Below are 24,282 nucleotides of genomic sequence, written 5' to 3' on the forward strand. Positions count from 1 at the left end.
TTGAAATATGATTAGAACAAATTAAATTATACATTTGTTCAGCTTTTTAACATAAAAACGTACAAGTTAATTTTTTCTATTCTAAAATGTTGTAGTTGACTAAAAGAAGATCAAAAAATTAAGAATTCTAAAAAGTAGAAAAGGTGAAGTTTAATACTAAAACAATACATGGCGGACAAAAACATGATCCTGCATATGGAGCAGTGATGCCACCGATATATCAGACTTCTACTTATGCACAAACAACGCCTGGCGGACATAAGGGATTTGAATATAGTAGAACACATAACCCAACCAGAAAAGCATTAGAGGATGCTTTTGCAAGTATAGAAAACGGGAAATATGGTTTGGCTTTTGGATCAGGATTAGCTGCAATTGATGCCGTACTTAAATTACTAAAACCAGGTGATGAGGTTATTTCTACAAACGATTTATATGGAGGTACATATAGGTTGTTTACCAAAATATTTGAAAGCTTTGGAATCAAGTTTCATTTTATCGGAATGGGAAACACTGATAAAGTAGAAACTTATATTAATCAAAATACTAAATTAATTTGGGTTGAAACACCGACCAATCCAATGATGAATATAATTGATATTAAGACAATTGCGTCAATATCTAAAAAACACAATATTTTATTAGCGGTAGATAACACTTTTGCAACACCTTATTTACAGCGCCCTTTAGATTTAGGTGCCGATATAGTAATGCACAGTGCGACAAAATATATCGGAGGTCATAGTGATTTAGTAATGGGAGCTTTAATTGTAAAGGATGATGAGGTTGCGAAACAACTTTATTTTGTTCAGAATGCGAGTGGTGCTGTTTGTGGACCTCAGGATAGTTTTTTAGCATTAAGAGGAATTAAAACACTTCACGTGCGTATGCAACGTCATTGTGAAAACGGAGCGGCGATTGCCAAATATTTAAAGAATCATCCTAAAATTGAAAAAGTATATTGGCCAGGTTTTGAAGATCATCCTAATCACAATATTGCCAAAGAGCAAATGGATGATTTTGGTGGAATGATTTCTTTTGTAGCCAAAGATGGCGATTATAAGGAGGCTGTTAAAATAGTAGAAAAATTAAGGATTTTTACACTTGCAGAATCTCTAGGAGGTGTAGAAAGCCTTGCTGGGCATCCAGCAAGCATGACACATGCATCAATCCCGAAAGAAGAACGAGAGAAAACAGGAGTTGTTGATTCATTGATTAGATTAAGTGTCGGTATTGAAGATGTAAACGACTTAATTTTGGATTTGGAACAAGCAATAGAATAGTACATTATTAAATTCAAAAAAATAGATATATTTTTTTGATAATATCATATATTTGACGCATTAAATCAACCTTTAGATAAGAATCTATTAATCCAATTAACATATGCAAGCAAAGATAGATGCATTTATGGAAGAAGTAAGAGCTCGTAATGCCCATGAGCCAGAGTTCTTACAAGCTGTACAAGAAGTTGCAGAGACTGTAATACCGTACATCGCTACAAAAGAAATTTATAATGGTAAAAACATTCTTTTAAGAATGGTAGAACCAGAAAGAGCTATTATGTTTCGTGTACCTTGGGTAGATGATAAAGGAGTAATACATGTAAATAGAGGATATAGAATTCAAATGAATTCTGCCATTGGTCCATATAAAGGAGGACTGCGTTTTCATCCTTCGGTAAACCTGAGTATTCTGAAATTTCTTGCTTTTGAGCAGGTATTTAAAAACAGTTTAACTACACTTCCTATGGGAGGTGGTAAGGGAGGATCTGATTTCGATCCTAAAGGAAAATCTGATGATGAAATTATGCGTTTTTGCCATAGTTTTATGAGTGAACTTTATAGACATATTGGACCTAATACTGATATTCCTGCAGGGGATATTGGAGTTGGTGGCCGTGAGATAGGATTCTTGTTTGGTATGTATCGTAAAATGCGTAATGAATTTACGGGCGTATTAACAGGAAAAGGTATTACTTGGGGAGGATCTTTGATTCGTCCAGAAGCTACAGGATATGGTACTGTGTATTTTGCACAAGATATGTTAGAAACTAAAAATGATTCTTTTGAAGGAAAAGTAGTTGCTATTTCAGGTTCTGGAAACGTAGCGCAATATGCTGCAGAAAAGGCGATGCAACTTGGTGGAAAAGTAGTTACCTTGTCAGATTCATCTGGATTTATCTATGACAAAGATGGTATTGATGCAGAAAAGCTAGCTTTTGTGATGGATCTAAAAAATATAAAAAGAGGTCGTATTAATGAATATGTAGAGAAGTATCCGTCTGCAGAATTTCATAAAGGACAGACACCTTGGGGAGTAAAATGTGATATTGCTTTGCCATGTGCTACACAAAATGAATTACACGGAGATGATGCTGAAAAACTAATTGCTAATGGATGTATTTGTGTAAGTGAAGGAGCCAATATGCCAAGCACACATGAAGCAATAAGTGCTTTTCATAAAGCAAAAATTTTCTTTGCACCAGGAAAGGCTTCTAATGCAGGAGGAGTTGCTACTTCTGGATTAGAAATGACTCAAAATTCACTTCGTTATAAATGGACCCGCGAAGAAGTAGATGAGAAGTTAAGACAAATCATGAGAGAAATCCATTCTGCTTGTCTTGAGTATGGTACAAATGAAGATGGATATGTTGATTACGTAAAAGGAGCTAATATTGCTGGTTTTGTAAAAGTTGCTGATGCAATGCTTGCACAAGGAGTTATATAAATATTAACTAAGAGTTTATTGAAGCCGTTCTAATCATATTAGAACGGCTTTTTTGATTATTTAAAAGCAATAATTACTATTTTAGCGTGTTATCAAGGCAGAGTTAATATCACTCATCAGTTATGCAATATTTTAAACATTTAATAGTCCTAATTTTTCCGTTATGTATCTTTTCTCAAGATTTTAGTAATCAATGGACAGGGCATTACTCATATTTTCAGATTAACGATGCGTTTGCAGTTGATAATAAGGTATATACTGCTTCGGAGAATGCAATTTTTATTTATGATACTGATACAAGAACTTCGGAAACTTTTTCTACCGTAAATGGGCTTTCTGGAGAGACTATTTCAACTATCTATCATAGTCAAGTTTACGATATTACTGTAATAGGTTATGAAAATGGATTGTTAGAACTTATAGTTGATAATACAATTAGAACATTTGTAGATATTGTAGAAAAACCAACAATTCCTCCAACCCAAAAAAGAATTAATCATTTTTTTGAGAATCAAGACACCCTTTTTATTTCTACAGAATTTGGAATTGTGGAATTCAATTTAGAAAGAATTGAATTTGGAGATACGTTTTTTATTGGACCTGCAGGATCCCAAATAAATATAACAGGAATCACCATATTTGATAATTCCATATATGCGACCACAATTGGAAATGGAATATTAACCGCTGATGTCAATAACCCCAATTTAGTTGATTTTAATCAGTGGTCAACAGTTCTTTTAGGAAACTTTAGCGGGATTACTTTGTTTAATGATCAAATTTTGGTTCATCAAAATACTGGTACGGTTAGTCGAGTTGATGGTAATGTATTGACAACAGTAATTTCGACTCCTACAATAGTTAGGGATTTTTATTCTGATTCAGAAAACTTAATCGTAACAATTATAGATAGGGCTTTGGTTTTTGATACTAATTTGCAACAAGTTAATTCGATAAGCAGTACTCCAGAAGACACTTTTGAACTTACTACCTCTTTGGTTGCTAGTGATAATGTTTATTTAGGAACAGAAAGTGGAGGATTATTGGAAGTCGATCTTAATGATTCGAGTACTAAGACTTCTGTTACGCCTGAAGGTCCTTTGCTTAATTTTATTTTTGGATTAGAAGCATTAAATGATAATTTATGGGTTGTTTTTGGTCAGTATGACATTAACTTTAATCCATTTCCTCTTAGACAAAGAGGTATAAGCAAACTTACTTCGGATGGCTGGCTTAATATTTCTGATGATGCAGTATTGGGAGCTACATCTTTATCTCATATTACGATAAACCCAAATAACGAAAATCAAGTTTTTATAAGTAGTCTAAGCAGTGGTTTATTAGAAATCAATGATAATGTCGTAACAAATTTATATAATAATTTTAATAGTGGTTTTGAAGCTTTTATCCCTGATGATCCACAATTTGTTTTTCTTAATGGTGCTGTTTTTGATAATGATGGTAATTTATGGGTTAATAATTCTAGAGTTGATGCAGGTTTAAAAAGATTCTCTCCAGGATCGACAGATACTTTTAATGTTAGTTTGAGTGCTATCCTACCAGATCCTAGAAGAAACCTTGGTTTTTCTGATACAGTAATTGATAGAGATGGTAATTTGTTTTTAGGGAGTAGTACTTCGGGAGTGATTGGTTATAATTCTAATACAGGAAATCTAGTGCAGTTATCAGGAGAAACCGAAGGTTCTAATCTACCGAGTAATCTAGTTTTAGCTTTAGAAGTGGATCGAAATAATCAATTATGGATTGGCACATTTAGAGGAATTAGAGTATTGTTTAACACTGCTGGAGTTTTTCAGCAAAGTAACCCTCAAGCCAGTCAGATTATTATTGTAGATGAAGAAGGTGTTCCGCAAGAACTTTTGTTTGATCAAACGATTACAGATATCGAAGTAGATGGATCTAATAATAAATGGGTTGCCACAGCGTCATCGGGTGTATTTTATTTTTCTCCAGATGGTCAGGAAACGTTGGCTCATTTTACAGCAGATAATTCTCCTTTACCGACGAATAACATACGCGATATTTCTGTAGATGATGCTACGGGTTCTGTTTATTTTGCAACAGCACAAGGCTTGTTAGAGTTTAAAGGAACAGCAACGGGCCCAGAAAGAGATCTAGAAAATGTAGTTGCATTCCCAAATCCTGTTAGACCTGGATTTAGTGGTAGAGTTACCATAAAAGGATTGACCAGTAGAGCAAATGTGAAAATCACAGATATTGAAGGTAATCTAGTATATGAGGAGGTCAGTGAAGGAGGAAGTATTCAGTGGGATACTACTGCTTTTGGAAGACATAAGGTGGCTTCTGGAGTATATCTTATTTTGGTTACTGGAGAAGATCAAGGAGAAACCACTATATCTAAACTTTTGATTGTTAGATAATGATCGTACAAACTTCGGCCATAGTGATTCATTCTTTACGCTATGGCGAAAGTGATTTAATAGTTTCTTTGTATACAAAAACGAGTGGATTACGATCGTATTTATTAAAAAGTATTCTAAAATCTAAAAAAGGAAAAATAAGAGCATCTTTGTTCCAACCGCTTACTTTATTAGAAATAGAAGCCAATCATAAGGATAAAGGTACTCTAGAAAGAATAAAGGAAGCTAAAATCCTTACGCCATACCAAACATTACACACGGATTTTGTTAAAGGTTCTATCGTGTTTTTTCTTTCAGAAATATTGAAAAACACAATTCAGGAAGAGGAAGTTAATGAAGAGTTATTTCATTATTTAGAAACGACATTTTTATGGTTGGATTCTCATGAAAATATGGGGAATTTTCACATATCTTTTTTGATCAAACTGACTCAATATTTGGGCTTTTATCCAGATACATCCAAATCATTACTTCCAATTTTTAATATGCAAGATGGTTGCTTTCAGGAAAGCAGTTCGAATATTTATTGTACCGAAGGAGAAAGTGTAATGAAGTTCAAAGAGTTTTTGGGCACGACATTTGAGGAAAGTATGAATATAAGGATGTCAAGGACGTTAAGAAATGAGATTCTTAAGATGTTATTAGTATATTTTGAACTACATTTGCACGGTTTTAAAAAACCAAAATCGTTTTCGATTTTAAATGAAATTTTTAGTTAAATAATGCGCTTTTTTATAGTTGTTGTATTCACTTTGTTTTTTGTCGTGGACAATACCGCTCAAAGTATAACGGTATTGAGTAGGTCAAATAATCAACCGATTCCGAGTGTTACGATTTATAATAAAACGAAATCCAAAACATTAGTTACAGATTTTGATGGAATAGCCGATATTTCGATGTTTTTAAATAATGAAGTATTGTATTTTGCCCACATTTCTCATATTACTAATAACTATACTAAATCAGAAATACTTTCATCTGCTAATATTGTATATTTAGAAGTAGATGAAAATCAATTATCAGAAGTAGTTATTTCGGTTTCTAAATGGGAACAAGATAAAAAGGATGTTACTCAAAAGATTGTTAGTATAACCTCTGATGAAATAGCATTATCTACGCCTCAAACTTCTGCAGATCTTTTACAAAGTAGTGGTCAGGTATATGTCCAAAAAAGTCAATTAGGAGGAGGAAGCCCAATTATAAGAGGTTTTTCGACAAATAGATTATTATTAACTGTAGATGGAGTTCGGATGAATACCGCCATTTTTAGAGGAGGAAACGTGCAAAATGTAATAGCAGTTGATCCTTTTACTGTGGATAGAACCGAAGTAATTCTTGGTCCAGGATCTGTTGTATACGGTAGCGATGCTATAGGAGGAGTAATGAATTTTTATACCACTCAACCTAAGTTCGCTATAAGCGGAAAAAATAAATTAAGCGGTAATGCAATTGCCAGATATGCTACAGCAAGTAATGAAAAAACAGGGCATATTGATTTTAATATAGGCCTAGAAAAATGGGCGTTTTTAACAAGTGTTAGTTATACAGATTTTGACGACCTTACGATGGGAAGTCACGGTCCTGATGATTATCTGCGAAATGAATATGTAGAAACAATTGACGGAGTTGATACTGTGATTCAAAATGATGATCCCAAAACTCAGGTTTTTACAGGATATGATCAATTCAATATATTACAAAAAGTATATTTTATGCCCAATGAACATTGGGATTTTAATGCTGGATTTATCTATACTAAGACATCAGATTATCCTAGATATGATCGTTTGATTCGTAGAAGAGATGGTAATTTGAGATCTGCAGAATGGTTTTATGGCCCGCAGAAATGGTTAATGGGAAATCTCCAAATAACGAATAAGTCGGATAATTTCTTCTATAATAAAATGAAATTTACTGCTGCATATCAGAATTTTCAAGAAAGTAGAAATGATCGTGATTTCGGAGGTGATATCTTATCAAAAACAAAAGAAGAAGTGGATGCTTATTCTGCCAACTTTGATTTTGAAAGAAAATTTAGTGAGAGTACATCATTATACTATGGATTAGAATATATTCTAAATCAAGTTTCCTCTGATGGATCAGCACTCAATGTAGTTACCAATGTTACCGCTGCAGCACCATCAAGATATCCCGATGGATCAACCTGGCAATCCATAGCGGCGTATGCGAGTATAAAAAGTAAATTAAGTGAAAAACTAAGATTTCAAGGAGGTCTACGTTATAATAGAATCATATTGTATTCAGAGTTTGATGATACTTTTTTTGATTTTCCGTTTAGAGAAGCAAATATTGATACAGAAGCATTAACAGGAACAGCAGGAATAAGTTGGCTACCAAATGAAATTTTACAATGGAAATTAAACTTCTCTACAGCTTTTAGGGCTCCTAATATAGATGATGTTGGTAAGATTTTTGACTCTGAACCTGGTTCGGTAGTTGTGCCTAATCCAGATTTACAACCAGAATATGCGTATAATGGAGAAATAGGTGTGACCGCGAACCTGAATAAAAATTTTAAAGTCGATTTAGCTACATATTATACAAAGCTTGATAATGCATTAGTGCGCAGAGATTTTGACCTTAATGGAGAAACAGAAATTATTTTTGGAGGAGAATTAAGTAATGTGCAAGCAATTCAGAATGCAGCGAATGCAAGAATTTATGGCTTTGAAGCAGGAATTCGATACGATTTTGCAAAGAATTTTATGTTTTCTTCGAAGTATACTTTTACTGGTGGAGAAGAAGAGTTAGATGATGGATCGATTTCTCCATCCAGACATGTAGCTCCACAATTTGGCACTAGTAATATTAGATATAAATCAAACAAATGGATGGTTGATGTTTCTGCAATATATAATGGTCAATTTGATTTTGAAGACTTAGCACTATCCCAACAGAATAATGATTTTTTATATGCACTGGATGAAAATGGAAATCCATATTCTCCATCATGGTATACGTTAAATATTAGATCACAATATCAATTTACTAAGAGTTTACAAGGAACCTTGACTATCGAAAATATTACAGATCAGCGTTATAGGCCATACTCATCTGGTATTTCTGGAGCGGGTAGGAACTTTATAGTATCTTTAAAATATGCTTTGTAAACAAAAAAATCATCTCTTCTGAAAGACACACTTTATATATTCGACATAGATGGAACATTAACGGATAGTGTACCAATGTACCTGATTTCTGTTACTAAAGCTTTAATGAATCTCGGAATTAAAGATATCGATACCGATTACAATAATTATAAACATCATACAGATAGTTATGCATTGCGGTATAACTATGAACGTAATTTTAAGGGAGGTTTTTCAGAGGAATTACTATATGATTTCGAGAATGACCTTGTAAAACAGATGAGTGCTTTTGATCCTGTGCAGGAAATTAAAGGCGCAAAATCTATTATCCAATTTTTTAGAGAACATCAAATATCGTTTTGTTTTGCAACTGGAGCCTTGCCGAAACCTGCAATCATGAAGTTAGAGCAATGTGATATTTGGTATGATGAACAATTATTAGCAACATCTATGACTCATGTATCAAGAGAGGGTTTCGTTCTGGATGCTATTGAAAAAGCAAAGTTGTTTTATAACAAGTCAACGTTCGATAATATCGTTTCTGTTGGAGACGGAATTTGGGATCTTAAAACTGCACAGAATTTAGCGTTGGATTTTATTGGTATTGGGGATAAGAACAAAGAAATACTTCTTAGAAATGGAGCATCTCAATGCTTTACTAATATTGAAGAACTTAAAAATACATTGTTTTAGTTTTTTGTATTTCTTAATTTCTTCATTAAATCAGTATCAAATACTTTTTTCAGCCCAGTGATTTCTTTTACATTTTCATTAGGAATCGCAATAGATAAAACATAATGCTTTACTTTCCAACCTTCTGTAGTTTTTTCTAATACACCACTACCTCTACAAATACCCATTTGCGTATCTAGTAATTCATCAAACCAAGCTAAATTGGTTTCGGATTGTACAAAAATGTTTCTTTCTAATGTGCTAAAACTCCAGGCTTTTCCTTTATCGAAATACGGTTTAGAAAATGCTTTAAATTCGGATAAAGACCAGTTTTCTGTCGCATCCGTACCAATAAAGATTGCATCTTCTGTCATTAGATTAAAGTACTGATCAAAAGAAGCATCCGCAGCTGCCTTATGCCATTGCTCCATAATTTTATTTACCTCTTCTTTTGCATCTACTAAGGTATCCTTTGTTTGCGAAACACATATCATTTGGATTATTAAGAACCCAAAAACAACTATTTTTCTCATAACATTTACTCTTCTATTTCTATGTTTTTTTCTTCTGGATCTATGATAGAATCTCTTAAAAGGTCTCGTTCTCTAAGTAATTCTTTTTCGATATTTTCGGGTATTGCTAATGATAATTCATTTAATTGAATAACCAAACTGTTATAGGCTGTAAGTAATCGTATGTTAGCATCCATTAATTTTTGAGAGTCAGGATGTTGTTTTTTTGCTAGTTCCATTAATAAACCTGATTCGGTTAATAATACAGCTATTCTGGAATGGATGGTGTTAACTTTTAAATCTTCGGATAGGTTTTCTTTAAAGTTTTCAATCGAAACATCTACACTGTCAGCATATTTTTTTATATGAAATGGATTGGCGGTATGCATAGACAACATTAAAGCTTTTAGATTCTGAAAATCTTCAAAAATTTCCAAATCCTTTGCAGATTCAGGAGATAGTTTCAATATGTCTAGATTTACTTTTTCTTTTGATAGACTATCTAGTTGTATAATTTTAGTTTCTTCTTTAATCGTAGAAGAGTTTTCTTTTTTACATCCAAAGCAAAGAATGGAAACTATACATAATGTGGATAACAATGATCTCATCATAGGATTTTCAATAACAGACCAAAAATAGGGAATATCGTTGCAACTAAAAATACTTCGAAATCGAAATTCTAAAAAAGCGATCTTCTTTAAAATAATTAATAGTATAGATTCTTCTGAATAACCAGATCTGATCTGTTACTTATTTAGATACATATAGATAAGGAATCTTATTATGTTCCCTTTCAATTATTTGTCTTGTTTTCCTGTTTTTACCTGTATATATAATATGGATTTAATCTTCTTTAATTTTTATTTCTTTTATTTCTGACAAAAAAGTACCATCACTAAGTATTCCTTCAATACATAATTTGATAGTTGAAGTTTTAGTGTCTTTAATTTTGATAACGATATTTCCTGCATTAATTTGGAGATTAGGGAACCAGTCAATTATTCCATATTCTCTAAAAAAATTACTGTTATATGAAGAATATTTTGGGATGTAAAATTCTTTAGGAACACTAAAACTTAAAGGAACTTCATACTCTTTGTAAACCTCTTTTTGATCCTGTTTTTTGTTTGTTTTAAAAGGGTTAGTAACGATTTTTATAACTCCAGCGCCACCACGTATCCCAGTACCAAGACCATACTTTATTACTTCAATGTAATCTACTTGATTTAGTTGGTAGTTTTGTAAAAACTTTACATTACTCAATAAAACGCCATCTAAATATATAGTAGGAATATTGTTATTGGGAGTTGGCGGATTTCTATTGATGACAATAAAATCTGCTCCACCAGCAGGATTATCTGAAGCATAGAAACCTTGTGTACTGATATAGTTAGCAAAAGTTCGATGGTATCTTTTTTTCTTTTCGTCAAACTCTTCTATTTTGCCAAAGGATTTATTTTGAAGCAGTTCGTGTTTTGTATACTCTCTTTTTTTTATGAGAACTACTTCTCCTAATTCTTCGATATCTTGAAAAGGTGAAGTTTCTGAGCTTTGTAAGAGGTTATTGTCTTTTACACTTAAAATAGTATTAGTGATATCAAGCGATGGAATTGTAGAAGGTTTAAACTTTAGGAAGACATAAGGTTTCTTGACATCGCCGTTACTTTGTATCTCACCAAATCTAATTTTTTCATCTTCTAATAAGAATAATTCATTTCTTTCGAATTGATTGTCACCAGAATCTAATTCAATAAGTTCTGTTGGGTGGATAATGGTTGGATAGTGCATCAGTTTTATACCATTTTGGTTATTCAGTGTGGCCGTGAATCCAATGCCTTTTTCGTAATCATAATCATATTCAGGAGGATTGTTAAAAATGGTATTCCAATCATAACTACTCCATCCTTGAGTTAACAATAAATTGTCTAATTCATACTTTTTTTTCTTATTTATTTTTGTAAAATAATAAGGCGCGTTCTCAATATGTCCTTGTATATAGGGTTGTAAAAGCGTATAAGATGGTAAATTATGATGATGTCTATAGGATTTTGTGTCGGATGGAAGCACAGAAATACTAGCATTATTAAATAATGATAAATCGATATTATCATAGGATAGATTGATAAGAATAGAATCAGCTTCTTTTTTGTGAGTGAATCGTTGAGATTTTATAAATGAAATGCCTTCGTGATTAAAAAATTGCCGTTCTGATATGGGATTGTTCTGATCATCAAAAAGAGTGAAAATATTTATCCCAGGAAATAGGTCATTGTGTGAGATTACCTTGGTTTCTTCAATGTTATCATTAAAAGAGATAGTTAGTTTTTTTATACTACTTCCATTATGAATAGCAAGCGTAAAATAACGGTTTTGTAAAGAAAATAATGTAGCGGTGTTTGTTCTGCATCTAATAGCCAATTTATCTCCAAGATCTTGTAAGTTTATTAGAACACCTTTAGATTCTATTTTATTTATGGAGAATGTTTGCTCCTGATTGTTAAACTGTATTCTGGCACTATAGGTATTGTCTACTTTAGGTATGAACGAAAACCGACCAATACCGAGTTGATTAGTTTTAAATGTGGAAATAACATTAGATTGAGCATCTAGAATTTCTCCGGTCAATGATGATATTCCAAAACCTAGGCTGTCTTTTATTGTTACTCCAACTGTGTTATTTATTCCAGTGATAAAATGACCTCCTTCAGGTAAGAATTGGGCATCAATGGTATTACTTATTAATTTCGGTTTTGCTTGTGGTTCTTCTTTTGGGTCAATGATTCTGATTTTTTGAATAAAGAAATTTTTCTCGCTAAAATTTTTCATCCAATTGGTGTATGCTTTAAAAGTATACTCACCTGAACCAAATAGACTATCTATTGCAAAACTACCTCTGGAAATACCTTGCTGAACCATTACTAATTTGCTTTTAATGATGGTGTTGTTTTTGTCTGAAATTACACAGTACAAGTTGGTTGTTTCTGTCGAGAATTTTTTATCACTTTTATTTAATATGTAGGCATTAAAACCAATATTTTCGCCTTTTATATAGGTAGATTTATTTAAATGTACATATGCCACCTCTCTTGGCATTTCGATGTATTCCTCATATGAGGATATAATATCTTTAGTAATAAAATTTTGTTGTGCATTGGTAATAAAAGTTATTAATATTACTATAACTAAGTGATATTTCATGGGTGTTTGGATTTACTATTTTTTATTTCAGTAATAATCTAATACGCAGTGGTATTATTTATTCAACATTTATGTCTTTTATTTCGGATATAAATGTTCCGTCATTTAGAATACCTTCTATATATAATTTGATTTCTAATAGTTCAGTGTTTAGAATTTTAAAATGGATGTTTCCGTCTATGCCTATTTTTAACTTAGGAAACCAATCGATAACACCATATTCTTTAAAAAAATCACTTTGGAAAGATTTGTATTTAGGAATGTAGAACCTATCAGGAGTTGAAAATGTTAAAGGGATTTCGTATTCTTTGTAAGGAGTTTTATATGCTACTTTTTTGGTTACTTTAAAAGGGTCAGTCACAATTTTAATAATTCCACCAGCACTTCTAATACCACCTCCAAGACCATTTGTGTTAATTTCAATGTAATCTACTTGTTCTAAGCTAAAATCTCGTAATATTTCAAAATCACTTAATAAAACCCCATCTAAATAGATTAAAGGAACATTGTTTTTTGTCATAGCAAAAGGTGCATCTTTAGAAAGTGATATGGGATTTGGACTAGATGCGGCAGAGGTTAATGAAACTGATGTAATGGATCTATTAAAAATCTGAAAATTGGATAAACTTAGAGATGTTGGATCTTCAGATGTGGTTTCTTCTACTCTAAAACCTTTAGATCTAATATAGTTAGTAAAGTTTCTATAGTACCTTTTTTTATCTTCATCAAACTCTTCAACCTTACCCAAAGTTGTATTTCGGATTCTTTCAATTCTAGTAGGTTTGCTTTTTTCAATGATAATAACCTCATCTAGTTTTTCAGTTTCTTGCCAACCAGAGAATCCTGTATAATTTTTTTCTTTTTCTATCTGTTTTGGACTATTGAGAGTGTTTTTTAATATTTTGAAATTAGGATTATCAATTTGTTTTGGATTAAACTGTATTGATAGATTGGGTTTGGTTAATAAGTTCTTAGCATTAATTTCTCCAAATCGTATTTTTTCATCATCTATAGGAAAGAATTCGTTTCTTTCAAAATTTACTTCATCCTTGTTCAATCTAATTATTTCTGATTTATTATTGGCGTTGGGATACAGTAATAATGTTGTTGCCTTAGTTTTATTATTACGTGCCATAAATTGTATGCCATTTTCAAAATCATATTCGTAATCTGGCGGGTTATTAAAAATTGTATGCCAATTATAGCTACTCCAACCTTGTGTAATTAAGAGATTGTCTAAATCGTATTTTTTTCTTGGTGTAATTTGAGAAAAATAATAATGTGCGTTCTGAATATTTCCTCGTACATATGGTTGTAAAGTAGTATAAGATGCAAGATTATGATTAGATATATTAGACTTGTTTTTTTTGGGTAAAACAGAAAGACTCATGGCATTTTCTGATGCTGATAATGTGAAGTCATATTTGATGGTGATTAATATAGAATCGTTCTCTTTTTTATGAGAAATTTGTTTAGACTCTAGAAAAGATAATCCAGAATAATTAAAAAATAATCTTTCTAGTATTGGATTTTTTTTGCTGTCAAACACAGTGAAAATGTTTATTCCAGAAAAGAGATCTTCTGATGGTATTACACGGATTAATTCGGTGGAATTTTCAAATGAAAAATCTACTTCTTTTAGACCATTTCCATTGTGTATGGCTAGTGTATAATACTTGTCTTTAATGGATGGTAAAGTATTGGCATTAGTTCTAAAAGTAAAAGCTACTTTGTTTCTTTGATCTTGAACAGATAATGAGATGCCTTTTGGTTCTATATTCTCAATCGGGAATGTGTGTTTTTTGCCTTCATGTGTAATTACAGCTTTATATTTTTCCTGAGACATAGGGATAAATGAAAACCTGCCAATTCCGAATTGATTTAATGTAAAAGATGCAATGTTTTGGTTTTTAGAATTTATGATGTCACATAATGCAAATGGTATCCCGTTTCCGTCTTCGCTTTTTACGATTACTCCAATTACATTAGTTGTTTCTGATAGGATATGACCTCCTTCAGGAAGAAGCTGAGCGTCAATGCTATTATTAATGGTAGAAGATGAATCGGGGCTTTTACTTTCAGAGTCTAGAATTAGAATCTTTTCACGAAAAAAATTTTGTTCCTCAAAATTTCTCATCCAGTTCGTGTATGCCAATATGGTGTATTCTCCAGCGCTAAATGTATCATCAATCATAAAGTTACCAATCGCTGTTCCATTAGTTACTGCAAACAACTTACTTTGTATGATTACATCATTTTGATCAAGAATTATACAGTATAGATTTGATGTTGCAGAGGACAGTTTTTTGGTATTCTTATCTAATAAATATGCATTAAAAGCAATCATCTCTCCTTTTATAAAGGTTTGTTTGTTTAGATGAATATATGCCACTTCTCTAGTCATTTCTGCATAATCTTCATAGGAGGAAATCAAATCCTTATCACTAAAATTATTTTGCCCAAAACTAAAAGTAAAGAACAATAAACTTATCCAAAATAAATTTTTCATAGTATTATTCTTTAATGGTTTTTAACGGTGTATTAACCCAATATCTTGATTCATCCTCTAATGTGTTAATTGGCGATTGAGATAAAGGAACTGATTTTCTTGCGTATTTAGGGGCATCAGAATATTTCTTATTTGGAAATACCTCTTGAACAAAAAGTTCCCTAAACTGCTTTACTTTGGTGGTTGAGGGTTTTCCTAATTTTCGATTCGCTATATCTGTTATATTTTTAATTTTATATTTAAAGTCAGACATCTCACTTTTGACCAACTGGTCAACATTTTTTATACTTCCTTTTACAATGTCTACTTTAATAACCTTAGGTGTTTTTAGAGTAATCTGTTTGATGTTGAGCTTTCTATTTTGGTATATAAACCTGAAGTTTTTCTTATTTTGTATTGAAGCTTCATTGATTTCATTATTAAAAGTCAGGAAAAAGGCATTTTCGGCTTGATCAAAAGTAATGTCATTCATTACAAAACTTTTTTTGCTTCTTACTTCAAAATGATTATTAAAAGATATGTAATTGAGAAACATGCGATCTCCCTTTGGAGCATATTCAATGTTTACAGAAAATACAGGCTCCTTTTGAGGGATTCTAAAGGCAGAGTATATTATTTTATGAATGCTATAATTCTCTGGAGAAATATAAATAATTCCCTCTGCAGCGTGCTTAACTCCAGTAATGTCCTTTTTTGCATAAAATTTTATTTCGTAGAGCGGAATATCATCTAAATATTTTTTTTGTGCATATCGAAATTCATGATTATATAGAAAGTTTTCTTTCAAAATATATACAAACGAAAAAGCACGTTTGTTATAATTTCTGATAATATTACTAACATTTAAGATACTTAATTCATTACCTCCAATCGGGGATATTTCCCCATCTTTTATGTATTTGTGCTTTTCATTATCATAAGCAACCGCCATAATAGAATCTCTAAAGAAATTCTTATTTTGTTTATAATTGTAAATTACTGTCTGATTGTTTGAATAATGTATTTTATCCGTCAAAAAACCAGCATCATACACTTCTATAATTCCTTCATTAAGATTTATATATCTTTTATTTGCCAATTGATAATCTCTATAATATCCAATATAAGAGAAGGGGGTTATTGGGTAATTGTCCCATATTTTCTGAATAGCTTTTTCTACAATTTTTTCTGGAGCAATATATTTAGTAGGGGCATTTTTTTTGGCGATCAACATCACTTCCTCTAAAGCTTCTATTTTAGGAAGGAGTTTTATAATGTTGATTTCGGTATCTTTTAAATTGCTTAGTGGGATTACCCTTGTTTTATAACCAATTGATGAAACTAATAAAGTATCATTTTGCTGTTTATATCGTTTTGGTATTCTGAAAAACCCGTTTTCGTCAGAGATGGTTCCTACAGTGCTATTCTTCAATTTGATAGTTGCGAATACAATAGGAAATCCTGAGTTTATTTCGATAGCTTGTCCTGTAATTTCTTCTTTCTGTTCAATTTGTTTGGGAGCTACTATTGCCTTATTTTTCTTTTTAGAAAGAACAATTTGATCTTCATATACTTCAAAAACAATTGCAGTTCCTTTAAAAAGCTTAGATAAGACTGCTTCTATTGGTTCATTTTTAACAATTATTGACGTTTTACGGCTTAACGCTATATTTTTAACATTATATAAAAATTTAAACTTGGTTGAGGATTCAATAGTGGTAAGTACTTGTTCAACAGTACTATTCTCAAGGTCTAGACTTACTTTGGTTTTTTGGGCATATATGGGAGCCGTGATAAGTAATAAAAATGTAAGTAACAAAAAGTAAGTCAGTTTCATATTTTATGTATTATTAATGGTTGGTATGAGTAGAAGTTATTAGGTTTATTATTCTATAGTGATGTTTTTTTCTGTGATAGTAAACTCGAACTCGTAACTTTTACTAAAGAAAAACAAGACTCTTTCTATAGTCTCATTGTTAAAGCTTGCAGTAAATTTTTCATTATTTAGTGTCTTATTTGTATTGATGATTTGTATATCATAATGGCGTTGTAATTTTGCAATGATCTGTTCAAAATTATGATCTTTAAAAACAAGTTCTCCTTTCATCCAACTTGTGTATATATCAGCATCTACTTCTGTTTTGGTTAGTTTTTTTGTGTTCTTATCCCAAGAGGATTGTTCATCTGGAATAAGTATTATTGGTTCTTTTTTTGTTTTTTGAGTATACACTTTTACAGATCCTTCTTGAAGTGTTGTCTTGATTTCTTTATCTTCTAGATAGGATGATACATTAAATCGTGTTCCAAGTACTTCTACATTGATATCATTTGTTTCTACTAAGAAAGGACGATGAGGGTCTTTGGTTATATCAAAAAAAGCTTCTCCTTTAAGTGATACAATTCTGTTATCTGTCGCATTAAATGTTGTTGGGTATTTTAGACTACTACCAGAATTAAGATGTATTACAGAACCATCGGATAGTTGTAACTTAAATCTTTTACCATAAGGAATTTTGATTTTATTAAATGCTAAAGCTGGTGTAGTATTTTTTCTAAGGTAACGAAGTACTCCTTTATTCAAGAAACCAATAATATTATTATTTCGACTATCTCTAATAGTATCGATGTCCCGATTTGTTATGGTTCGTTTTGTGCCATCTGCAAGCTCTAAAAGAATTTCTTTTTCAATGGTGGTTTCAGAAACAACGATGTCTTTTATTGGTGCTGTTGTTAAAAGCTGTACCAGAAAAGTTACTCCGATTGCTATGATAATTATAGCGGCATATTTGTAATAACTTTTCAGGGATCTGATTTTAGTAGAAGGCTTGTTTGTATCATCAAGATGAATATTTTTTAATGATTGTATAGCATTAAATCGTCGGTTGGCAGTTTTTAATAAATAATCATCCTTTACTAAATCATTGAATATCTTAAGATTATCAGGTTTTTGTAGTAAGTTTTCAAGAGTTTTTAGTTCCTCATTAGAAATATCCTGCTCCAAAAATTTATTGATTAGTAAGATTAAATCTTTCATAGCCATTTTTTCGGTTTTATATACTGAAGACGGATAAAAACAAAAAAAACCTTACGCTGCTATTTATTTTTTTTATTTATTTGTTGGGGATATTTAATTGGAAAACATAAATGACCAGTTCTAATGATGCCGACAAGAAGCTATTAACTGCTTTAAAGAAAGGCAGCAAAAAAGCATATACGGATATTTATGTTTCTTATTATGAGAGGTTGTGTAAGTATATTTTTAGTCTTTCCAGAAACCTAAAAGAATCAGAAGACCTTGTTCAAGAAACCTTACTTCAACTATGGACACAACGCGATAGTTTAAAAATACATACTTCACTAAAAGCATATTTATATAAAAGTGCATATCATAAATACATTGATTTCTATCGAAAAAACCTGAAAGAAAGAACGATAGTTGATGCGTTGCAGCAAGAAGCTGTTATCGCTTTTGAGGATGAAGATAATAGTGTAAAGGAAGAGCGATTACGTATATTAAAAGAAGCAATCGAATTACTTCCTGAAAAGCGTAAGGAGATTTTTGTATTAAATAAATTAAAAAACCATAGATATAAAGAAGTTGCAGTTTTGTTGAATATTTCAGAAAGAACTGTTGAGAGTCAAATACGGAAAGCACTTATTTTTATTCGGGAAAGACTTAAAAACACCTTAACATCTATATTTTTTATACTGTATTCAGATCAAGATGATTAACAATCTTGAAAAACAGAACTTTATCCTAATACGTTTTTTCTTCTATCCAGTCTGTAAAATCTATATATCCTAATATCTGTTTAGGAATTGGGTTTTCTTTTAATTGCTTAGATAGTTGGTCAAAAGCGTTTTTCTGTGCTTTTTCAGAAAACTCCACGGTTTTTGATAAAAAACTCATTAGTATCTTTTCATAGGATTCTATGTTTTTTTGTTTTTTAATATGTTTTTTAAGAGAGTCAATCAGATACCTAAGTGTAAACCCATTTTCTAATTCATAATGTGTTAATAGGTTAAGCCAGTATGTGTAGGTCACTAAGTCTTTTCGATCTTTTTTTGTTTGGTGATTAAGGATGTCATTGACCCAATGTAATGTTTTTTTGTAATCCTTTTTTCGGAAGTAAATATTCGCAAACTGGAAACGAAAGGAGAGCCAATAACTGTTGGGAATCATTAACTTGTTTGCATTAATAAATACTTGAATGTCTTCAATTATTTCTTGTGTGTTATGGAGCTCTTTTAGATTTCTATGAATTTCTAGCTCGATGTTGTATAGGCGTAACGTTTCCTTTATTATGGAGGCTGAAGAAGTGGCAATCTCGTTTGCTTTTTGTTTTAGAAGTAAAATCCTTACAAAAGCTTCTTTATATGATTTTTTAAACACAAGAAAACCAAGATAACTATTGCAAACTGAAAAATATGTTGCAAAATACTCTTTGAGTAATTCTGGGTTTTGTTCCCATTCTTTCAATAACTTTTCGATAGTCTGTTTTGCTTTTTCATTATTTCGACTGGCAAGCTGTTTTCTATATATATGAAGAGTTTTTAGCGTTTTGTTCTGAAGGCGATGTGTTTTTTTATGGGATAAAGAAAAATTGGCTGGGTCTGTGTTGGCTAATAATAGGTTGATGTATTCAATAGTAGAATTTAGAGATTCCTTTTGTTGTGTTATGATACCTTTTAGAGATTCAAAGTCTTGCGGATATAATGCCTGATGTACTTTTCTTTTCCAATCCTGGATTTGAAATAAGAGTAAGTCTTGCTGAAAATTTAATGCTTTTTTTTCTGCTCGTTTTAGTTCACTCTCACAAACCGTATATAGTCCTTTATGAAATAATATTTCTACATTACGAAGAATATCCGTCAACTCAGCTTGTATAGAAATTTTAGCATGATAATTCCTTAAAGATTGTAGGATACGCTGTCGTAAATAGTTTTTTAAAGTGGTTAATTGAGAGACAAAGGCTTTATCTTTAAATAATAGTTTGATCTGAGTTTCGTCATATTTTTTTTGAGCCTCAATTGCATTAAATAAACTTAGGTATTCTGACGCTTCATTTCCTTTTGTGTTTACTTTAAAATACCTTTTTTCACTCTTAGATAATGACTTGATCAGAAAGAATAATTCTTCGTTTTTTTTCATTTTAGAAACCTATGTTTTTTCAAAAATAATGTTTTTCTTGTTGATTATGATCATATACCTTTGAGATATTCTTAATCAATACTTTATACTATTATGTCAAATGCAATTAGCTGGTTTGAAATACCGAGCACCAATTTCGAAAGAGCAGTAAAATTTTATAATGAACTTTTAGATGCAGAATTACAACCCATGGAAATGGATTTTAAAATGGCTTTTTTTCCTTACAAAGAAGGCGGAGTAGGAGGTTGCGTTACCCATGGAAACGGGAATACTCCTTCTCAAGAAGGAACTTTTGCATACCTTAACGGAGGAGATGATTTGTCGGTCCCTTTAGCACGTGTAGAGCAGGCAGGAGGAAAAATATTAATGCCAAAGACTTCTCTTGGAGAAAATGGTTTTATGGCTATATTTCTTGATACAGAAGGGAATAGAGTGGCGTTTCATTCTATGGGATAGAATCTTATCCGTCACATTGAATATTGTTACATTCTCAATGTGACGGATTATTAAATACTAGTTTTAGCTTATGAAATATTTTACAGAAGATTTTAATGCATTTTTTAAAGACCTTACACTAAATAATCATAAGGATTGGTTTCAAGAGCATAAAAAAAGATATGAGGCGAGCGTAAAAAAACCATTCTCTACGTTTGTCCGTGCTATGATAGAAGAAATACAAAAATTGGATGCAGAGGTGCTAATAGAACCTAAAGATTGTATCTTAAGAATCAATAGAGACATTCGGTTTTCTAAAGATAAATCTCCATATAATTTATACTATACTGCTATTATTAGTAAAGTGGGCAAAAAGGATAAAAGCATTCCAGGTATTTTTATTCGATTTTCTCCAGAAATGGTAGGTGTAATGGGTGGTTGTTTTAACCTCTCAAAAGAACAGTTACACAGGATTAGAACTAAGATTAATGGTGATCCGACCAAGTTTAGAAATTTAATACAACAGAAAGATTTTGTTCAAAAATTTGGAGAGATTAGAGGAGATGTAATGAAACGAATTCCAAAAGAATGGCAAGAAGCTTGTGAAAAGGAACCATTAATCGCTAATAAACAATTCTATTTTTTAGGTGAAGAAGCCCTAGATTTAATAACTAGTACGAATCTAATTAAAGAATTAATGGAGTATTGGAAAGCAATGCATCCTGTAAATGAGTTTTTAACAAAAGCAGTACAATAGGTTATGGCTTATAATGAATATTTATCTGATCGAATTCATCAAATTCTTCAAGAGAAAAAAGTGAATTTTTACACAAAAAAAATGATGGGAGGCTTATGTTTTATGGTAAATGATAAAATGTGCTGCGGAATTCATTATGACAAAAAAAGAGAAACAGATCTTTTAATGGCAAGAATCGGTGAAGTAGCCTATGAAAATGTAATACATAAACAGGGTTGTCATCCTATGGATTTTACTGGTAGACCTATGAAAGGTTATGTTTTTGTTACCCCAGATGGTTTCGATTTAGATAAAGATTTAGAGTTTTGGATACATTTATGTGTAGACTTTAATCCATTGGCAAAAAAGAGTAAAAAAAGAAAATAGTCTTTTATGTATTACTAGATTAATTACATTTGATTCAATTAACTAGTCTTTGTAATCCAATTATTCTTTTCTCGACCTATGCAATATGTCTAAACACGTTTTCAATAAAACTAATATCTTCATTGCATTACAATATTTGTTTGCACGCAAGAAACAAAGTTTTTTAGCTACAATTGGGGTATTACTAGGTGTGACCACTTTTATTGTCATGATTAATTTTATGACTGGTGTAAACGATTTTTTAGACGATGCTGTTTTTAACGGAAGCCCTGATATTATTGTAAGTTCAGCTACAAAAAAAAGACCTGACAACACATCATTCGCCATTGGGGTTCATACCATTAATTCAAGTAAACAAATAGATAATCTTTTAAGCGTAACTAATAATGTACAATCTTTTGCACATCAAGTTATATCTCCAGCTATTTTAATTAGCGATGCCAAACAGTTCCCTGGCAGTATTAATGGAGTGTTTTTTGCCCAAGAGCAAGAGATGGTAGACTTAGAAAGACGATTAATAGAAGGAACAGGTTTTCAGAGCCTATCAGAAGAAAATACTATTTTGCTAGGCGTTAGTCTTGCAAAACGATTACAAGTATCTACAGGAGATGAGCTGAAAATAATACTCCCTAATGGAAAAAATAGCACTTTAAAAGTTTCAGGAATATTTAGTTTTGGAATCACCACAATAGATAACGTGAGAACGTATGTTTCTGCTAATACGGTACGAAGCTTGTTGGGGCAAGAAGATCTGATAACTAATATTCATATAAAACTAAAAGATAGAGATGATGTTAGTGTAAAAACAGATATAACTGAAGTCATTGATGGTGTTACTACTGAAGATTGGAAGGATAGTAATAAGACCATTGTAATTGGTAATAAGGTTAGAGATATTCTTACCTGGTCGGTTTCATTTGCATTACTTTTAGTGGCTGGATTCGGAATCTACAACATTCTGAATATTACAGTTATTCAGAAAAGAAAGGATATCGCTGTTTTAAAAACAATTGGATATTCTAGTAATGACATTGTATTTATTTTTTTAGTACAATCCATTATTATTGGAGTATTAGGAGCAGTGTTAGGTAGTGTTTTTGGATATGTTATTAGTTATTTAATTTCTACTACACCTTTGGACACATCAGACTTTATTATTGTAGATACCTACCCAATTAACTTTAAGATTTCGTATTATGTTATGGGCTTTTTGTTTGGAGTACTGACCACTGTTTTTGCAGGGTATTTTCCTTCTAAAAAAGCAAGTAAAGTAGATCCAGTAACCATTATTAGAGGAATATGATTCTAGAAGCAAAACATATCGATAAGTATTTTCTTGAACCTGAAAAACATCAAGTGCTAAGAAATATTTCTTTGTCAATTTCTGAAGGAGAATTGGTTTCTGTATATGGAGAATCTGGAAGTGGTAAATCAACGTTGTTATATATATTATCCACTTTGGATACTGATTTTGAAGGTAATTTGAATATACAAAATCAGGATATAAAAAGTTTGACATCTTCTACTTTGACTGATTTTAGAAATAAGCATATCGGGTTTGTTTATCAGTTTCATTATTTACTTCCAGAATTTAATGTCTTACAAAATGTAATGCTTCCTGCAATGAAACTAGCTCAAAAGAGCAAAGAGGCAATGAAAGAAGATGCCTTGTCTTTATTGGATGAAGTAGGAATGAAAGATTTTGCAAAACGCCCTTCATATCAACTTTCTGGAGGACAACAACAACGCGTTGCGATTGCAAGAGCACTAATTAATGATCCCTCATTGGTTATCGCGGATGAACCTACGGGAAATCTGGATCAAAAAAACTCAGAAATGATCTTTGAGCTTCTTAAGGAAATTACAGAACGCAAAAACAAAACAGTGGTGATCGCAACACATGATCCCAAAATTTATCAAAATTCTCATCGTACCATTGAAATGATTGACGGTTCTATACGACTATAGTTGTGTAAAAACTTAAAAATCAATAAAATGGAAACTTCTTTAGATAAAAGCATTATTATATTTGATGGTGAATGTAATCTTTGTAATGGTGTTGTTGGTTGGTTAATGCAATTTGCTCCAGAAGATATTTTCCAGTTTATTCCTTTTCAATCTCCTAGAGGTCAGGAGTTGCTTAAAAAACACGGATATCCAACCAAAAGATTAGATACGGTAATTCTTATTGATGAAAAAGGGTTACATACACATTCTGATGGTTTTTTAAAGATTGTATCCAAAATCCCAAGATGGAAACGTGTTGCCGCATTACTGGCATTTGTCCCTAGGATGCTTCGTGATGGAATATACAAACTAGCTTCTCGTAATCGAGTAAAATGGTTTGGGCAATCACAGAGTTGTACAATAAATTTTAGATAAGTATTCTCTTTACTTTATATTTTAAGTCAAAAAACAGTTTAGAAAGAATCATTACATTTGGGTGTATACTTCACATCG

Annotated in this window: 20 protein-coding genes; 13 read left to right on the forward strand and 7 right to left on the reverse strand. The window is 31.5% G+C overall.

Annotated elements, in window-relative coordinates:
* Positions 1–143: 143 nt before the first annotated feature.
* The 6 genes from QBK95_RS17140 (at position 144) to QBK95_RS17165 (ending at position 8,935) form a co-directional block, all read left to right on the forward strand.
* The gene (locus QBK95_RS17140) at positions 144–1,283 is read left to right on the forward strand and encodes a cystathionine gamma-synthase (protein WP_280935779.1); all 1,140 of its coding nucleotides are present in this window, start codon (positions 144–146) and stop codon (positions 1,281–1,283) included.
* Between the two features lie 103 nt (positions 1,284–1,386).
* Complete coding sequence (gdhA, locus tag QBK95_RS17145; protein WP_280935780.1) at positions 1,387–2,730, forward strand: NADP-specific glutamate dehydrogenase; 1,344 nt, start codon at positions 1,387–1,389, stop codon at positions 2,728–2,730.
* 122 nt (positions 2,731–2,852) lie between these two features.
* Positions 2,853–5,132 carry a type IX secretion system anionic LPS delivery protein PorZ gene (gene porZ, locus QBK95_RS17150; RefSeq protein ID WP_280935781.1) on the forward strand — a complete coding sequence of 760 codons (2,280 nt, stop codon included), beginning with the start codon at positions 2,853–2,855 and terminating at the stop codon, positions 5,130–5,132.
* The gene (gene recO, locus QBK95_RS17155) at positions 5,132–5,851 is read left to right on the forward strand and encodes a DNA repair protein RecO (protein ID WP_280935782.1); all 720 of its coding nucleotides are present in this window, start codon (positions 5,132–5,134) and stop codon (positions 5,849–5,851) included. The genes porZ and recO overlap by 1 nt, the downstream gene beginning before the upstream one ends.
* 3 nt (positions 5,852–5,854) lie before the next feature.
* Positions 5,855–8,263, forward strand: coding sequence for a TonB-dependent receptor plug domain-containing protein (locus QBK95_RS17160; RefSeq protein ID WP_280935783.1), 2,409 nt, complete (start codon positions 5,855–5,857; stop codon positions 8,261–8,263).
* Positions 8,264–8,299: 36 nt separating this feature from the next.
* Positions 8,300–8,935 (forward strand): HAD family hydrolase, encoded by a 636-nt coding sequence (locus tag QBK95_RS17165; protein ID WP_348637347.1) that lies wholly within the window; start codon positions 8,300–8,302, stop codon positions 8,933–8,935.
* Here the strand turns inward: QBK95_RS17165 and QBK95_RS17170 are convergent.
* The 6 genes from QBK95_RS17170 to QBK95_RS17195 form a co-directional block, all read right to left on the reverse strand.
* On the reverse strand, positions 8,932–9,447 hold the full coding sequence (locus tag QBK95_RS17170) for a nuclear transport factor 2 family protein (protein WP_445012634.1): 516 nt from the start codon (positions 9,445–9,447) through the stop codon (positions 8,932–8,934). The genes QBK95_RS17165 and QBK95_RS17170 overlap by 4 nt on opposite strands.
* A 5-nt stretch (positions 9,448–9,452) precedes the next feature.
* Complete coding sequence (locus QBK95_RS17175; RefSeq protein WP_280935784.1) at positions 9,453–10,037, reverse strand: hypothetical protein; 585 nt, start codon at positions 10,035–10,037, stop codon at positions 9,453–9,455.
* A 232-nt stretch (positions 10,038–10,269) separates the two neighbouring features.
* A complete protein-coding gene (locus QBK95_RS17180) occupies positions 10,270–12,624 on the reverse strand; it encodes a hypothetical protein (protein ID WP_280935785.1) in 2,355 nt (784 codons plus the stop codon).
* Between the two features lie 58 nt (positions 12,625–12,682).
* A complete protein-coding gene (locus QBK95_RS17185) occupies positions 12,683–15,133 on the reverse strand; it encodes a hypothetical protein (protein WP_280935786.1) in 2,451 nt (816 codons plus the stop codon).
* A 4-nt stretch (positions 15,134–15,137) separates the two neighbouring features.
* Positions 15,138–16,949 carry a carboxypeptidase-like regulatory domain-containing protein gene (locus tag QBK95_RS17190; protein WP_280935787.1) on the reverse strand — a complete coding sequence of 604 codons (1,812 nt, stop codon included), beginning with the start codon at positions 16,947–16,949 and terminating at the stop codon, positions 15,138–15,140.
* Between the two features lie 48 nt (positions 16,950–16,997).
* Positions 16,998–18,146, reverse strand: a complete 1,149-nt coding sequence (locus QBK95_RS17195; RefSeq protein WP_280935788.1) for a FecR family protein — start codon at positions 18,144–18,146, stop codon at positions 16,998–17,000.
* A 110-nt stretch (positions 18,147–18,256) separates the two neighbouring features.
* Here QBK95_RS17195 and QBK95_RS17200 point away from each other — a divergent pair, with 110 nt between their 5' ends.
* Positions 18,257–18,844: an RNA polymerase sigma factor gene (locus QBK95_RS17200; protein ID WP_280935789.1), complete on the forward strand. Its 588-nt coding sequence runs from the start codon at positions 18,257–18,259 to the stop codon at positions 18,842–18,844.
* Positions 18,845–18,869: 25 nt separating this feature from the next.
* Here QBK95_RS17200 and QBK95_RS17205 read toward each other — a convergent pair whose 3' ends face one another.
* The gene (locus QBK95_RS17205) at positions 18,870–20,264 is read right to left on the reverse strand and encodes a hypothetical protein (protein ID WP_280935790.1); all 1,395 of its coding nucleotides are present in this window, start codon (positions 20,262–20,264) and stop codon (positions 18,870–18,872) included.
* Positions 20,265–20,357: 93 nt separating this feature from the next.
* Between QBK95_RS17205 and QBK95_RS17210 the strand changes: the two genes are divergently transcribed.
* From QBK95_RS17210 to QBK95_RS17235, 6 genes are all read left to right on the forward strand, one after another.
* Positions 20,358–20,720: a VOC family protein gene (locus tag QBK95_RS17210; RefSeq protein WP_280935791.1), complete on the forward strand. Its 363-nt coding sequence runs from the start codon at positions 20,358–20,360 to the stop codon at positions 20,718–20,720.
* A gap of 70 nt (positions 20,721–20,790) precedes the next feature.
* Positions 20,791–21,456, forward strand: coding sequence for a DUF2461 domain-containing protein (locus tag QBK95_RS17215; RefSeq protein ID WP_280935792.1), 666 nt, complete (start codon positions 20,791–20,793; stop codon positions 21,454–21,456).
* A gap of 3 nt (positions 21,457–21,459) precedes the next feature.
* On the forward strand, positions 21,460–21,822 hold the full coding sequence (locus tag QBK95_RS17220; protein WP_280935793.1) for a TfoX/Sxy family protein: 363 nt from the start codon (positions 21,460–21,462) through the stop codon (positions 21,820–21,822).
* Positions 21,823–21,907: 85 nt separating this feature from the next.
* Entirely contained in the window at positions 21,908–23,125 is a 1,218-nt protein-coding gene (locus QBK95_RS17225) for an ABC transporter permease (protein WP_280935794.1), read from the forward strand.
* On the forward strand, positions 23,122–23,790 hold the full coding sequence (locus QBK95_RS17230; protein ID WP_280935795.1) for an ABC transporter ATP-binding protein: 669 nt from the start codon (positions 23,122–23,124) through the stop codon (positions 23,788–23,790). The genes QBK95_RS17225 and QBK95_RS17230 overlap by 4 nt, the downstream gene beginning before the upstream one ends.
* Before the next feature lie 27 nt (positions 23,791–23,817).
* The gene (locus tag QBK95_RS17235) at positions 23,818–24,204 is read left to right on the forward strand and encodes a thiol-disulfide oxidoreductase DCC family protein (protein ID WP_280935796.1); all 387 of its coding nucleotides are present in this window, start codon (positions 23,818–23,820) and stop codon (positions 24,202–24,204) included.
* Positions 24,205–24,282 lie beyond the last annotated feature (78 nt).

Origin of the sequence: Aquimarina mycalae (genome assembly GCF_029906345.1) — a bacterium.
GTDB lineage: Bacteria > Bacteroidota > Bacteroidia > Flavobacteriales > Flavobacteriaceae > Aquimarina.

Excerpts from the sequence above, each read along its gene's own strand:
- QBK95_RS17205 (WP_280935790.1), bottom strand. The coding sequence starts at position 20,264 with ATGAAAAAAAACGAAGAATTATTCTTTCTGATCAAGTCATTATCTAAG.
- recO (WP_280935782.1), top strand. The coding sequence starts at position 5,132 with ATGATCGTACAAACTTCGGCCATAGTGATTCATTCTTTACGCTATGGC.
- QBK95_RS17230 (WP_280935795.1), top strand. The coding sequence starts at position 23,122 with ATGATTCTAGAAGCAAAACATATCGATAAGTATTTTCTTGAACCTGAA.
- QBK95_RS17180 (WP_280935785.1), bottom strand. The coding sequence starts at position 12,624 with ATGAAATATCACTTAGTTATAGTAATATTAATAACTTTTATTACCAAT.
- QBK95_RS17225 (WP_280935794.1), top strand. The coding sequence starts at position 21,908 with ATGTCTAAACACGTTTTCAATAAAACTAATATCTTCATTGCATTACAA.
- QBK95_RS17185 (WP_280935786.1), bottom strand. The coding sequence starts at position 15,133 with ATGAAAAATTTATTTTGGATAAGTTTATTGTTCTTTACTTTTAGTTTT.
- QBK95_RS17200 (WP_280935789.1), top strand. The coding sequence starts at position 18,257 with ATGACCAGTTCTAATGATGCCGACAAGAAGCTATTAACTGCTTTAAAG.
- QBK95_RS17190 (WP_280935787.1), bottom strand. The coding sequence starts at position 16,949 with ATGAAACTGACTTACTTTTTGTTACTTACATTTTTATTACTTATCACG.
- QBK95_RS17160 (WP_280935783.1), top strand. The coding sequence starts at position 5,855 with ATGCGCTTTTTTATAGTTGTTGTATTCACTTTGTTTTTTGTCGTGGAC.
- QBK95_RS17210 (WP_280935791.1), top strand. The coding sequence starts at position 20,358 with ATGTCAAATGCAATTAGCTGGTTTGAAATACCGAGCACCAATTTCGAA.
- QBK95_RS17175 (WP_280935784.1), bottom strand. The coding sequence starts at position 10,037 with ATGATGAGATCATTGTTATCCACATTATGTATAGTTTCCATTCTTTGC.
- porZ (WP_280935781.1), top strand. The coding sequence starts at position 2,853 with ATGCAATATTTTAAACATTTAATAGTCCTAATTTTTCCGTTATGTATC.
- QBK95_RS17215 (WP_280935792.1), top strand. The coding sequence starts at position 20,791 with ATGAAATATTTTACAGAAGATTTTAATGCATTTTTTAAAGACCTTACA.
- QBK95_RS17195 (WP_280935788.1), bottom strand. The coding sequence starts at position 18,146 with ATGAAAGATTTAATCTTACTAATCAATAAATTTTTGGAGCAGGATATT.
- QBK95_RS17170 (WP_445012634.1), bottom strand. The coding sequence starts at position 9,447 with ATGAGAAAAATAGTTGTTTTTGGGTTCTTAATAATCCAAATGATATGT.
- gdhA (WP_280935780.1), top strand. The coding sequence starts at position 1,387 with ATGCAAGCAAAGATAGATGCATTTATGGAAGAAGTAAGAGCTCGTAAT.
- QBK95_RS17220 (WP_280935793.1), top strand. The coding sequence starts at position 21,460 with ATGGCTTATAATGAATATTTATCTGATCGAATTCATCAAATTCTTCAA.
- QBK95_RS17235 (WP_280935796.1), top strand. The coding sequence starts at position 23,818 with ATGGAAACTTCTTTAGATAAAAGCATTATTATATTTGATGGTGAATGT.